Origin of the sequence: Thalassospira lucentensis, assembly GCF_032921865.1 — a bacterium.
GTDB classification, from domain to species: domain Bacteria; phylum Pseudomonadota; class Alphaproteobacteria; order Rhodospirillales; family Thalassospiraceae; genus Thalassospira; species Thalassospira lucentensis_A.
In genome coordinates, this window is record NZ_CP136684.1 from 3,354,575 (window position 1) to 3,367,967 (window position 13,393).

Consider the following 13,393-nt stretch of genomic DNA (forward strand, 5'->3'; position numbering starts at 1 on the left):
TTATCTCAGGCCTCCGCCCAGCTGGCTTCGCGGGTCAGGACGGGAAGTTCGGCGTGATTGCCATCCATTTTCGGCAGGCAGTTCAGAAGGCCCTGCGTATAGGGGTGTTTGGCCTGATCCAGTTCGGATGCGCGGATTTCTTCGACCACGTGGCCCTGATACATTACCAGAACCCGGTCGCAGAAGCTTGAGACCAGATGCAGGTCGTGGCTGATGAAAACCAGCGCCATGCCGCGTTCGCGCACCAGATCATCAAGGATCGCCATCACCTGAAGCTGTACCGTGACATCAAGGGCCGATGTCGGTTCATCGGCAATCAGGATTTCCGGATCGGGGATCAGCATCATGGCGATCATGACGCGTTGGCCCATCCCGCCCGAGACTTCGTGCGGGTAGGAATTGAACACGCGTTCGGGATCGCGGATTTTAACCGCGGTGAGCATATCAAGGGCGCGGCGTTTGGCCTCGGTCGCGTTGACCTTGTGATGTTCGCGGTAGGCTTCGATGATCTGATCACCGATGGTCATCACAGGATTTAGCGAATATTTCGGGTCCTGCATGATCATGGAAATGCGCGCACCGCGGACCTTGCGCCAGTCGCGTTTGGACAGGTTGCGCAGGTCCAGATCATGGAATTGCATCTGATCGGCGGTGATTTTGCCATTCGCCGCCGTCAGGCCCAGAATGGCGCGCCCTGTCTGGGACTTGCCCGAACCGGATTCGCCGACAATCCCAAGCCGTTCACGCCCAAGATCGAACGAGACGCCGCGCACGGCATGGACTGGTCCCTTGGAAGTCGAAAAGGTAATGGCGAGGTTTTTGACAGACAGAAGGGTGTCGGTGGTCATGATCAGTCACCTCCGCGTGGGTCAAGAACATCGCGCAGGCCATCGCCCAGCAGGTTGAATCCAAGGCTGACGATAAAGATCGCGAGCCCCGGCACGGTTGATACCCACCATTGTTCCAGAAGGAACTGGCGGCCTTCGGACACCATTGCCCCCCATTCAGGCATGGGCGGCTGTGCGCCAAGGCCAAGGAAGCCAAGACCTGCCGCAATCAGGATCATGCCTGCCATATCAAGGGTGACGCGCACCACAAGCGAGCTTATGCACATCGGGGTAATATGGCCAAGGATCAGACCCATATTCGAGACACCCTGCAAACGGGCGGCTTCGATATAGTCGGATTTGCGGACCGTGATGGTTTCGGCGCGCGCAATACGGGCATAGGGTGGCCATGCGGTCAGCGCGATGGCCAGAACCGCATTTTCGATCCCTGGTCCCAATGCGGAAACAAAGGCCAGCGCCAGGATCAGTTTCGGGAAGGCCAGAAAGATATCGGTGATGCGCATCAATGTCGCATCAATCCAGCCGCCAAAGAACCCGGCGGCTGTTCCGACCAGAAGCCCGACGGGGGCCGCGGTAATCACCACAAGAGCCACGATCATCAGGGTGTATTGCGCGCCGTAAATCAGACGCGACAGGATATCACGACCCAATTGATCGGTGCCAAACCAGTGTTCGGCACTGGGGGACTGAATACGGTTGGTAAGATCGGCTGCCAGCGGGTCATAAGGGGCCAGAAGCGGGGCAAAGATGGTGACAAGGATCAGGGCCAGCACGATCGACAGGCCGATCATGGCGAGCCTGTTTTCCGTGAATTTAAGCCAGCCCAGCCATGCCCGGCCACATTTGGCCTGCCAGCGTGATTGCGGGGTGTCGGATGTCAGCCACTGTTTCAGGCCGGGTTTAACGGCGTTGCTTGAGATATTCATGGTGACCTATCTCCGTGCGCGCGGGTCAAGCAGGCGATAGAGCACATCGGACAGCATATTGACCCCGATGAACACCGCACCCACGACGACGGTACCGCCCAGAACCGCATTCATGTCGGCCTTGAGCAGCGAATTGGTGATGTAAAGACCCAGTCCCGGCCAGGCAAAGATGATTTCGGTCAGAACCGATCCTTCGAGCAGGTTGGCATAAGACAGCGCAATCACGGTAACCAGCGGCACCATCACATTGCCAAGGGCATGGCGCCAGATGATCCGGGTTTCCGAAATGCCCTTGACCCGTGCGGTCAGGATGTATTCCTGACTGAGCTGTTCGAGCATGAAGGAACGCGTCATGCGCGCAATATAAGCCAGCGAGAAATAGGCAAGGATGGAGGCCGGCAGAATGATGTGTGACACCGCATTCCAGAACAGGTCCATATCGCCTTCGATCACGGTATCGATCAGCATAAGCCCCGTGGTCGGTTCGATGAAATCGATATAGAAGGCATCCAGACGGCCCGGACCGGCAACCCAGTCGAGTTTCAGGTAAAATACCAGAAGGCCCATCAGACCCAGCCAGAAGATCGGCATTGAATACCCTGCAAGCCCGATAATGCGCACGATATGGTCGGGCCATTTTCCCTTGTTGATCGCCGCAAAAACACCAGCCGGAACTCCAAGGAAAACACCGATAATGGTGGCAAGGGTCGCCAGTTCCAGCGTCGCCGGGAATACGCGTTTGATGTCTTCCAGCACCGGATTGGCGGTTAGCACGGATCGACCAAAATCGCCTTGCAGGACGTTGCCGATATATACAAAGAATTGCTGCCACAGAGGCAGGTTAAGTCCCATTTCCTCGCGGACGCGATTATAGACTTCCTGTGGTGCGCGATCACCGACGGCAGCCAGAACCGGATCGATTGGAAGAACACGACCGATCAGGAAAGTGACGAGTAAAAGCCCCACAAATGTAATGATCAGCGAGAAAAGAATACGCACAAGGCTGCCGCCCGTGCGGGAAAAGAGACGGGCGCGTGTGCGCCCGTCCCGTGATTTTCGCGTAGCTGCGGTCATTCGACCGTTGCCTCCCTAGTCCTTGGTGACAAAACGATAATAGTTGTTATCGAACGACGGGCCGAGGACGAGATTATGCACGTTGTCCCGAAGGGCGGCGATTTCCGTTTCCTGGAACATGATCACGAACGGACCGCTTTCGAGAACCTTTTTCTGAAGGTCGACATACATTGCGGCACGTTTTTCGCCATCACGTTCAAGAATGGCCTTGTCGACTTCGGCGGTCATGTCACCCGGGTTCCACGAGTTGCGCCAAGTGAGCGGTTTGGCTGCTGCATCGTCGGAATTGTCAGGGTTCCAGGCAAAGGTCGAGGCGTTAGTGTGAGGGTCCTGGTAGTCAGGAGACCAGCGACCGATATAGATATCGTGCTGACGGGCGCGGTATTTGGTTAGGGTCTGACCACCGTCACCCGGAATGATTTCCAGATTGATACCAGCCTGGGCCCAGGTTGCCTGGATCGACTGCGCCATCGCCATGATGGCGGTGGTGTTACGCGTATCCATGGTCACCTTGAAGCCGTCTTCTAGTCCTGCTTCTGCAAGGATGGATTTCGCTTTTTCGACGTCAAGCGAGTACGGGTTTTCATTATAGGCACCAAGGAAACCCTCGGGCAGGAATGCCTGATGGATTTGGGCGCGGCCCGCCATGATGGTCTGGGTGATCCCCTCATAGTCGACGAGATATTTCAGTGCTTCGCGAACTTCCGGTTTGGACAGGAATTCATTTTTCTGTGACAGGCCCAAGTACCAAAGCGCACCTTTGCCCTTGGACATCACTTTGATGTTTTCGTCACCCTTGACCGAGGCAAGCTGATCGGCTTCGAGGTTACGCGCGATATCGATATCGCCTTTCTGCAACAGGAGCTGCTGCGAAGCGGCTTCAGTAACGTTGCGAATGATGACGCGCTTCATGGCCGGTGCGCCGTCCCAGTATTCCTCGTTCGCTGTCAGGCTGAGGCTTTCACCCGGCGTCCATTTGTTCAGGGCGAACGGACCTGAACCGGCATAGTTGGTTTTCATCCATTCTGCGCCAAGGTCGCCGTCCTTTTCATGTTCAAGAACGACTTTCTTGTCGACAACGGCACCGACGCCCGCAGTCAGACAATAGAGCACGAAGCTTGGTGAGTAGGGCTGATCAATTTCCATGACCAATGTTTTGTCGTCTGTCGCGCGAATCCTGTCCTTGACGTTATCGGCGGTAAAGCCGAACTGGCCAAGAATGAAGGCTGGAGACTGATCGAGCAGGACAACACGTTGCAGCGAGAAGGCAGCGTCTTCGGCGGTCAGGTCATTGCCTGACGCGAATTTGATGCCGTCGCGAATCTTGAAGGTAAAGGTCAGGCCATCTTTGGAAACGTCCCAGCTTTCGGCGACGACACCGTAAATTTTCGAGACGTCGTCATTATCGAAGCCGATCAAACGATCATATGTGTTGCCAGCATATTCCAGAGCCGTAAATTCAAACATCCCGGCCGGATCGAGTGTGATGATGTCGTCGATGGCAAATGCCATGACGAGTGCATTTTTCGGTGTTTCGGCCTGTGTGGCCATTGGCATGGTAGCCAGTGCGGTTCCCAGAACCAGCCCTGCGATCAGTCTGCGCATTTTGCGCCTCCCGTTTTGTTGTTTGTTGGGTCAGCAGGCCATTCTAGGTGGGGCGACCTGCGTGATTTTCGACTAGAACACGCAAAGCGAAGCATAAATTATACGATTAATCAATGACCAGACGGTCAGGAATGACTAAAAAGCACGCAAGATATTATGTGGTATCTTGCCTGTTCTCGTGTCGGTTGTGATGGCTGGATCGGGGATGGCCCGGAGAGCAGTTTGGGATTAGACGGGGCCAGATTTCAGGCACAAAAAAAGCCGCTGTTAAAGCGACTTTCCGTACTCTTTAAAAAGAGTGGCGCGAGTGACGGGACTTGAACCCGCGGCCTCCGGCGTGACAGGCCGGCGCTCTAACCAACTGAGCTACACCCGCTTGGTGTGGCGCGGTTTATATAAGGGGTGGTTCGGTCTGGCAAGGGCTTTTTTTAAAAAAATGAAGCCCCGATTGGTCAGGGTAAAAGGGGCTTTGCAAATGCGTTGAAAACCGGGTGTCGGAATGCTTGGGCGGTGGGGTGGAGATGCGGTTTTCGCGTGGTACCGGATTGGGAAATCGACTTGGCTGTTTTGCAACGGGTTGCGCATAAGTGATGGATGCCAAGTCGCTCGTCGGCATGTTGGTTCAATACGAAAAAGGGGATGAGAAACAAAAAAACGCCAACGGCGAACCGTGGCGTCTTTTTTGAACTTTCCATCAGGAGGAAAGTGGCGCGAGTGACGGGACTTGAACCCGCGGCCTCCGGCGTGACAGGCCGGCGCTCTAACCAACTGAGCTACACCCGCTCGGTGTGTGGCGCGGTTTCTAACAGCAGCTCCGAGGGGGCGCAAGACCTTTTTTGATCGTGTTCGACACTTTTTTGGATGTCGATACCATGGCGCGTTTTGTGTCGTGTAAAATGTATCCCTTGGGTGGTGGTGGCAGATTGTGTTGCGGCCTGTTTGATGCTGATCAAAGTACAGGCGGGCAAGCAGATGTAAAAGTTTGGGATGATTTAAAAACGGGGCGGGGGCCCTGATGGTGGATAACCGAAGCGGGGGGCTGATGACCGATACGATCCTTGCCGTGCTTGACGACATAGACGCCGGTTTGGCGACCCATCTTGCGACGAAGCCATCAAAGGCTGCGTATTCGACCCGTCCGGGCGAGATGGCGATGTGCGATCTGCGGATCGTGCGCAGTCTGGTGCTGTTATGGAGCGGGCAGAATGCGGCCTTGACCGGGGACAATGATGATGTCCGGCAATGGATCATGGATCGTCTGCCCGATATTACCGAACGGCTGGAACGGATTGATGCGCATATCGACCGCGCCATTGATGATGACGACCGGAATGCGGCCAGGCAGATGATTTTCCCGGTAATAAACGGGGGCAGGGATGCGCAGTGAAATTGAAATGTGCTGCCGATGGCGGGCTGTCACCGCATCCCGAAAATCCGGTTATTCGCGCGGTAATTCGTAGCGTTCGGCAAGCTTTGTCAGGGCGGCGACAGTTGCCTGTTCGACGGTGGTGCCAAACCCGGTGACGCGGCTTGCCAGAATGACATAAAGAGAATCAATGTGCAGCTGAATGACCAGAAGCTGCTTCATGTTGGCAGTCGTCCGGTCCGCAACAAAAATCTCAAGCGATTTTGCAATTTGCGTCATCAGCGGATACTGGAACGTGCCGCCAAGTGCCTTGACCGAATAGGCGAGGTCGGCACTGTTTTCCAGTGCGGCCGGTGCCTTTGAATTGTTGCTGACAGCTTCGACAACGAGTTTCCGGCAATCGGCAAGTTCCTTGCCGATATCGCGAACGAAAGTCTCGGTGCTGCGCTGAACGACTTTTTCGAGTTCTTCGAGCTGTTCAGGGGACAGATTGATGTCAAAGCCCTTGACGAAATTGACCGCACGCCGCTTCAGATCCGTCTGAGGCGGAATGATCTGGGCTTTTTTCTTTTTCTTTTCGGGCGTCACGATTGCTCCGGTCCCCCAATCATAATGGGTCATTAATCATCAGGGCTCCGTCTGTCGGGCCCATCGAAGGCGACCTGTCTGCGGCGGCGGTCCGGACCAAAATAGGTGCCGGTATTCACGAAATGCCGCGGACGGGTAATGACCGATACCAGTCTGCTGTAAAGTGCCTTGGCATTGAACGGTTTGGCAAGAAATTCCGTAATGCCGAGATCACGCGCAGTTGTGACGTATCGTTGCTCCGAATGTGCCGTCAACATGATTACCGGAATGAAGCGGTTGGGCGAATTGACGGAATTCCTGAGAACATCAAGGAATTCAAGACCATCCATCCCGCGCAGGCGCCATTCCGTGACGATGATATCAATCTGCTGGGTTCGGAGAACCTCGAACGCATCGTTCGGGGATCGCACACGCTGTACGGCTGTCGCACCAAGATACGAAAGGGTATCGAAGACTACCTGGGCCGAAATCTTGTCGCCGTCGACGACCAGAAAACTGATTTTACTGAAATCGATCTTTGCGCTCATCCGGCCTTCTATCCTGTGCGTCGTCACGATCCCGGTCCTTGTTCCGGTCAGGACCTTTTTTGCGTGATGATCGTACTACCGTGGTACTAAATGCTTATACCTTTGTCTGATTAGCGGCAAGGCCAAAGCGGTGTTTTATCAGCAGGAAAATCTGACAAATACTGACGCCTAACCTTGTGCAGGTATTGAACAAACGACGTTTACGTTCTTTTTGCTCGTGCTCGTAATCCCACGGATCACCGTATATTGGGCGAGCGGACAAAATTAAAAGGGGGCGATCACGAATGATCCGAAACGGCATCGGGAAGGGGTTCGGTTGTGCCTTCTTCGTCAATGACCTTAACGGCGACACCTGCCTCGCCAAACATTTCGGTCGAGATGATCATATCCTGCTGCCAGCGTTCCAGAAAATCAGGTGTGAGCTTGCTTTTATCGACAAAGACCTCGGCGATGCCCGCCTGAATGATGGCGCGTGCGCAGTCACAGCACGGGAAGTGGGTGACATAAAGCGCGCACCCGTCAAGCGATGTGCCGGTGTAGCTGGCATTATAAATCGCATTGCGTTCGGCATGTTCGGTATAGGCGTATTTTTCCGGGCGCTGATGGCGGCTTTCGATGTTGTCGTCAACGCCGCGCGGAAAACCGTTATAACCGACTGCGCGAATTTCCTTTTTGGGGCCGATGACAACGGCGCCGACCTGGGTGCTGCGGTCCTTTGACCATTCAGCAATATGGGATGCCAGTCCCAGAAAACGATGATGCCATTTGCTCATTTGTCCGGTCCCCGATCTGTCTGCGCGCTGTTTCTATCGCGTGGGTGCCAATGCGATTGCCGGGCGGGTCCGGCGGCCAGCTTTGAAATGCTGCACTGCTTCTTTAAAGGAGTGCCTGCTTGTAATTGTCCAGCGAAAAATCACATTTTTGTAAAGGCATTTGGCGAAAAGTCCCTATTCAAACAGGGCTTGATTGACTATTAAGGGGTTACCCCCAGAAAAAAATCAGGACGTCTCGACGCCTCGCCGGGAAGCTATGGCCGAAGCGAAGAGACCCAATGGAAACCGAAAAACAAGAGGTAATAGCCGATGCGCCGACAACGTAAGGCGAAGATCATCGCAACCCTGGGGCCAGCGAGCTCGCATCCGGAAACTCTGGAAAAGATCGTCAAGGCGGGTGTTGATGTATTCCGGCTGAATTTCTCGCATGGTGAGCATGCGGAGCATCAGGCGCGTTTTGAAACAATCCGCGAAGTCGAGGCCAAGCTTGGCCGTCCGATTGGCGTGCTGATGGATTTGCAGGGCCCGAAGATCAGGTGCGGTACTTTTGCCGACGAGAAGATCGAACTTGAAGCCGGTGCGACCTTCCATTTTGACATGGACAAAAAGCCGGGTGACAAAAACCGCGTTTCGTTGCCCCATCCCGAAGTTTTCGCAGCACTCAAGCCAGGTGCGAACCTGTTGCTTGATGATGGCAAGCTGCGCATGCGGGTGGAAAAATGTGATAGCAAGTCGGCCGAATGCACGGTGATCACCGGTGGTCCGCTTTCGAACCGCAAGGGCGTTAACCTGCCTGACGTGATGTTGCCGATGTCCCCCCTGACCGATAAGGATCGCATCGATCTGGATTACGGTCTTGAGATGGGTGTTGATTTCGTCGCACTGTCCTTCGTCCAGCGTCCCGAAGACGTTGCCGAAGCACGGAAGATCATCAATGGTCGTGCGGCGATTGTTTCCAAACTGGAAAAGCCGCAGGCGATTGAACATCTTGACGAAATCGTTGCCCTTTCGGACATCATCATGGTCGCACGTGGCGATCTTGGCGTTGAATGCCCGCCGGAAGATGTTCCGATCCTGCAGAAACGCATCATCAAGGCCTGCCGTGAAGCCGGCAAGCCGGTGATTGTTGCGACCCAGATGCTGGACTCGATGGTCACCAATCCGGCACCAACCCGTGCCGAGGCATCCGACGTTGCAACCGCCATTTATGATGGTGCCGATGCGGTGATGCTTTCGGCGGAAAGTGCGGTTGGCAAATATCCGATCGAAACCGTCAGCATCATGGACCGGATCATGATCCGGGTCGAACAGGACGAACTTTATTATCGTCTGCGCGATGCCAACCGTCCGGACCCCGAACATAACGCGCCCGACGCGATCAGTGCGGCGGCCCGTCAGGTGGCCGGTACGATTGGTGCCAAGGCGGTGGTGACCTATACCACGTCGGGATCGACATCGCTTCGTGCGGCGCGTGAACGGCCGGAAGTTCCGATCCTTGGTCTGACACCGAAAATCCAGACATCCCGTCGCATGACGCTTTGCTGGGGCGTGCATGCGGTATTCACCCGTGATGCCACCAACTTTGCCGAAATGGTCGGCATTGCCTGCGAAGTCGCCAAGCGCGAGGAATTTGCAGGTGCCGGTGATTTGCTGGTGATTACGGCAGGTGTGCCATTCGGTACCCCGGGGGCTACCAATATTCTGCGCATTGCGTGGCTGACATCGAAAAACTGATCAGGCCATTGCGCGATCAAACGGGACGGGCGGCAATATGCCGCCCGTTTTTTATGCCGATGCATGAATAAAACCGGGAAGCCCGTTATATCGCCGGATAGTGGACTGTATTGTTAATGCTTTTTTGAGTGTTTGCCGTAATAGTCAGAGTGTTATGGCATATATCTTCGTGTTTTGCGGGGATTGAGCCATGACCATGAGTTTAAAAGGTTTTTGGCTCTTGTATTGTTGTTTGGGGAGGATTGCTTTGCTATAAGCAATCCAAGGCCAGATAAAAAACGTCGGTGTTGCAAGGGGTTGGCGCCGATATGCCGCAAGGCAGGGGATCAGGGGAATTGCTGCGATAATGCTGAACTGGATGTTCAATCGGCAGAAATCGAAGGATGACGGTGCGCTTGACGACAAGTCGGCGGCCAAGCTTCGTGATCTGGCGGAAACGGTCCGGAGCATCGCGCCAGATGAGTTTGGCGCGGCGGAGCAGGCAAATTCGCGTGCAGTCCGAATCCCGCGTAAAAAAGATTCTGATGATCAGGCCGCCCAAAGCGGCATCGATTATGCCGCGCGCATGTCTGCCGATCTTGTCGATGATGACGAGGATCAGGACGGCCAGCCTGATTTTGACAGCGATGTCCGCATGGATGTGGCGCGCCGCCTGCGGCGCCATCTGAGCGAGCTTAGCCCGTCCGAGCGCCTCGACATGGTCGAGGAGTTTGTTACCGCAATCGGCAATATGGCAGATTGTTATCGCCCGCAGGTCATCGCCCTGATCGAGCAGGAACTGAGCCACACCCCCTATATGACCCGACAGGCCGCGATGCGCCTGCGTCAGGATATTGCGGCGATTGGCCGGGTGTCGCTTGGGGAATATGTTGAACTTCTGAGCGATGCGGATTTCCTTGATATTCTGCGCGGGCGCGGCGAATTCGTTCAGACCGCGGCCGAAAAACTTGAAGCCGAACAGGAGGCCGCCGCACAGGAACGTCTTGCGCGCGATCGTTCGGAAAAGGAAAAGGGCGGGTTGCTGAACCGGTTGCTGTCATCGGATGACGCGCCGCGCAATGTGGTTGCCCTGACCCCGCAGTTCGGCAGCAAGAAAGAGACATCCAGCAAAACACCGCTTGGTGAGATGATGGATGGCCGCAACAAGATTTCGCGCCAGGCACAGCGCCGTGTGGCGCATTTCATTCTGGCGTCGCTGTTTGATACGCTGGTTGAACGGGGCCGTATGCGGGCTGAAGTGGCACGTGCCATGCGCCAGTCGGTGCGCCAGCGCATTGAAAAGGCAAAGTTCGAAAACCGTATCGTGAATCGCACGGCACCGGTATCGTCCGAGCATGAGCTTGACGATGCGATGCAGGATGACGCGGGCGAGCAGGGCGGCGTTGCCGAGCCGGTAACCATTGATCATTACATTCTTGATGCGCTGTCGCGCAATGAAGACGCGCTTGTGGTTCAGAGCCTTGCGCATTATGCGCAGATGCCTGCGGCAATCGTTTCCAAAATCCTTGATTCGGGAAGTGCACGCGCGATCACCGCGCTGGCGTGGCGTGCGGGCATGTCAGCCCCGTCGGCCGTCGTTTTGCAGATGAGTGCCGCAATCCCCGAAGACAGCATCGAGCGTCCGGCTGCGGGCGGCCGTTATGCCATGGCATCGACGGATATGGACTGGTATATCGATTTCTTCAACGAGCTTCAGCCTTCCGGACCACGTGGTCGTGCTGCGGGTGCGACATCGTCACGCAGTCCGGAAAAGTCTGGTCGTACACGCCGCCTGTCGGATGAACGACCCCAGGGGCCGAAGGGAGAATAAACGGGATGCGCAAGGATCTCGGGATCTCCTACGACGGGTTGAAATATGCCCTTTCCATCAAAGACAATTATCTTAGCGGTGAACCGCTGACCGTTATGGGGGCGGGGGCGCAGCAGCGCCTTTTGATGCCGGAGCATTTGCTGAGCAATGATCTGGCATTGATGCAGTATGACGACCCGCTTGCGCTTGCCGTGATTGCGACCAAGGACCCGGAAAGCCCGATGGCCCTGGCTGCGGCGATCCGCATGGGGCCGCACGCCAAATGCAAGGAACTGATTACCGGCGTTTTTGAAGTCGTATCGGATGCAACCAAACATGAACTGGTTGCCGATTGCGCCAAGCTGTTGTCGCGCAATGCGTTTAGCCCGGAAGCCTTCCAGCTTGTACGCAATCGTGCAAGCAACCATGTTGTTGAAATTCGCGAAGCCTATCGCCGGGCTATGGCAGGCAATTTGCGCGCCCTTCTTGATGGCAAGATGGCGGCCCGTGAATTTGTAGAGGAATTTATCGAGCTGGCGTCGCATGGCAATCTGAGGATCGATATTTATCGCCGGTTGGTGATGAAACTGATGCGTTCGGATGCGGTGCGGCCAAGCGTGAAATTCATGCTGCTGGAGCGGCTCGACAAGTTTCCGCAGATGGTCAAGGTGCAGATTGTTAACGAGGTTAACTCTGCCCCCGATACGCCGGAATACCAGACCCTGAAACAGGAATTGCGCTGGATATACGAAAGCAAGGCACGGGCGAAAACGGCCACAACAGACGTGCCGGAAACGTCAAAAAACTGGTTTGGTGGCTCGTCACTGGATTATGGCGCAGCGGCAGGCTTGCAAAGCCGCAACGCGATCATCAAGCCGCAGCAACCAGCCCTGAGGCGCCCTGGCGTGCCATCCATGCAGTCAAGTGGCGGTTTCAGCACGCGCGAAATTGCGTCCTGGCTTAACTGACAGGCCACAACACCGAAAAAACTGATCAGCCCGCCAGACGTCTGGCGGGTTTTGTCGTTTCCGGCGTGACCGCGATCCCCGCCTGATGTTCGAGATAGACGGTGCAGACCACGCGCAGAAGCGATGCGAAGTTGGGAATGTCATCGCGCTGGCTGACGACTTCGTCGTGCAGTTTGCCCAGAAATTGCGGTGTGCTGAACCCTTCGCTGGCGGCAATTTCATCAAGGATTTGCCAGAAGCGTTGTTCGAGCCGGACACTCGTGACCATGCCATTGATGCGAAGCGAGCGACTGACAGATTGATAAAGTTCGGGATCGGTGCCGGAATAGATCTGACACATGATGACGACCTCTCCTGTTTTGCCACCGGCGATATGACGCCGGTGGTCGGTTACAGGTTTATGGTCCGGCATATGGCCCGGAAACGCAATCAGTGATTGCGCGAAAACACCTTAGTGGGTGATTTCGGTACCCAGCAAGGTCAGGAACCCGGCCAGCCATTTCGGATGGGCTGGCCATGCAGGGGCGGTGACGAGATTGCCATCGATGCAGGCATCATCAATCGCGATTTCGGCATAGGTGCCGCCAGCAAGGCGTACTTCGGGCGCGCAGGCCGGGTAAGCCGATACACGACGGTCCTTGATGATATCGGCAGCGGCCAGAATTTGCGCACCGTGGCAGACGGCGGCAATCGGCTTGTCCGCATCGTTGAAGTCACGGACCAGACGGATGACATCCTCGTTCAGGCGCAGATATTCCGGTGCACGGCCGCCAGGAATCAGAAGGGCGTCGTAATCTTCGACGCGGGCTTTGGCGAAATCGGCATTCAGTGCAAAATTGTGACCGCGTTTTTCGCTGTAAGTCTGATCGCCTTCAAAGTCGTGAATGGCGGTTGCAACGGTGTCACCGGCCTTTTTGTCCGGACAGACGGCATCAAGCGAATGACCGACGGCAAGCAGGGTCTGGAACGGAACCATGGTTTCGTAATCTTCGGCATAATCGCCGACCAGCATCAGGATTTTTTTCGCTGACATTATTTTATCCTCCCGTTTGGTGTGATCCTGAAACTATAGACCATGGCGGGGATCAGCGGGTAACAGCGGGCTACTACGCGCGAAAACGAGTGGGAAGGGCTGCGCAAAATAAAAAAAAGACGGCCCGGGTGGGGCCGCCTTTGGCAGATCAAATTTTTATGA

At 55.5% G+C, this 13,393-nt stretch carries 13 protein-coding genes and 2 tRNA genes; 4 read left to right on the plus strand and 11 right to left on the minus strand.

Annotated elements, in window-relative coordinates:
* Positions 1-5 precede the first annotated feature (5 nt).
* The 6 genes from R1T41_RS16245 to R1T41_RS16270 form a co-directional block, all read right to left on the minus strand.
* Positions 6-848 carry an ABC transporter ATP-binding protein gene (locus tag R1T41_RS16245; RefSeq protein WP_317337864.1) on the minus strand — a complete coding sequence of 281 codons (843 nt, stop codon included), beginning with the start codon at positions 846-848 and terminating at the stop codon, positions 6-8.
* A 2-nt stretch (positions 849-850) separates the two neighbouring features.
* A complete protein-coding gene (gene nikC / locus R1T41_RS16250) occupies positions 851-1,774 on the minus strand; it encodes a nickel transporter permease (RefSeq protein ID WP_317337866.1) in 924 nt (307 codons plus the stop codon).
* Positions 1,775-1,780: 6 nt separating this feature from the next.
* Positions 1,781-2,848, minus strand: coding sequence for an ABC transporter permease (locus R1T41_RS16255; RefSeq protein WP_317337868.1), 1,068 nt, complete (start codon positions 2,846-2,848; stop codon positions 1,781-1,783).
* A gap of 15 nt (positions 2,849-2,863) precedes the next feature.
* A complete protein-coding gene (locus R1T41_RS16260; protein ID WP_317337870.1) occupies positions 2,864-4,453 on the minus strand; it encodes an ABC transporter substrate-binding protein in 1,590 nt (529 codons plus the stop codon).
* A 299-nt stretch (positions 4,454-4,752) separates the two neighbouring features.
* Positions 4,753-4,829 (minus strand) — tRNA-Asp (locus R1T41_RS16265).
* A gap of 330 nt (positions 4,830-5,159) precedes the next feature.
* Positions 5,160-5,236 (minus strand) — tRNA-Asp (locus R1T41_RS16270).
* Positions 5,237-5,495: 259 nt separating this feature from the next.
* Between R1T41_RS16270 and R1T41_RS16275 the strand changes: the two genes are divergently transcribed.
* The gene (locus R1T41_RS16275) at positions 5,496-5,840 is read left to right on the plus strand and encodes a hypothetical protein (protein ID WP_147253526.1); all 345 of its coding nucleotides are present in this window, start codon (positions 5,496-5,498) and stop codon (positions 5,838-5,840) included.
* A 51-nt stretch (positions 5,841-5,891) separates the two neighbouring features.
* Here R1T41_RS16275 and R1T41_RS16280 read toward each other — a convergent pair whose 3' ends face one another.
* The 3 genes from R1T41_RS16280 to R1T41_RS16290 all read right to left on the minus strand — a co-directional run bounded on the left by R1T41_RS16280 (position 5,892) and on the right by R1T41_RS16290 (position 7,707).
* Positions 5,892-6,440 (minus strand): hypothetical protein, encoded by a 549-nt coding sequence (locus R1T41_RS16280; protein WP_062951784.1) that lies wholly within the window; start codon positions 6,438-6,440, stop codon positions 5,892-5,894.
* Positions 6,440-6,934 carry a response regulator gene (locus tag R1T41_RS16285; RefSeq protein ID WP_007091654.1) on the minus strand — a complete coding sequence of 165 codons (495 nt, stop codon included), beginning with the start codon at positions 6,932-6,934 and terminating at the stop codon, positions 6,440-6,442. The genes R1T41_RS16280 and R1T41_RS16285 overlap by 1 nt, the downstream gene beginning before the upstream one ends.
* Before the next feature lie 278 nt (positions 6,935-7,212).
* Entirely contained in the window at positions 7,213-7,707 is a 495-nt protein-coding gene (locus R1T41_RS16290) for a dCMP deaminase family protein (RefSeq protein WP_317337874.1), read from the minus strand.
* A gap of 309 nt (positions 7,708-8,016) precedes the next feature.
* Here R1T41_RS16290 and pyk point away from each other — a divergent pair, with 309 nt between their 5' ends.
* From pyk to R1T41_RS16305, 3 genes are all read left to right on the plus strand, one after another.
* The gene (gene pyk / locus R1T41_RS16295; RefSeq protein ID WP_317337876.1) at positions 8,017-9,441 is read left to right on the plus strand and encodes a pyruvate kinase; all 1,425 of its coding nucleotides are present in this window, start codon (positions 8,017-8,019) and stop codon (positions 9,439-9,441) included.
* A gap of 346 nt (positions 9,442-9,787) precedes the next feature.
* Positions 9,788-11,251 carry a DUF2336 domain-containing protein gene (locus tag R1T41_RS16300; protein WP_317337879.1) on the plus strand — a complete coding sequence of 488 codons (1,464 nt, stop codon included), beginning with the start codon at positions 9,788-9,790 and terminating at the stop codon, positions 11,249-11,251.
* A 5-nt stretch (positions 11,252-11,256) separates the two neighbouring features.
* Entirely contained in the window at positions 11,257-12,198 is a 942-nt protein-coding gene (locus R1T41_RS16305) for a hypothetical protein (RefSeq protein WP_114110461.1), read from the plus strand.
* 25 nt (positions 12,199-12,223) lie between these two features.
* On the opposite strand, the gene R1T41_RS16310 is transcribed toward R1T41_RS16305, so the two are convergent.
* Entirely contained in the window at positions 12,224-12,610 is a 387-nt protein-coding gene (locus R1T41_RS16310; protein ID WP_317337880.1) for a ribbon-helix-helix domain-containing protein, read from the minus strand.
* Positions 12,611-12,649: 39 nt separating this feature from the next.
* The gene (locus R1T41_RS16315; protein WP_317337881.1) at positions 12,650-13,231 is read right to left on the minus strand and encodes a DJ-1/PfpI family protein; all 582 of its coding nucleotides are present in this window, start codon (positions 13,229-13,231) and stop codon (positions 12,650-12,652) included.
* Positions 13,232-13,393 lie beyond the last annotated feature (162 nt).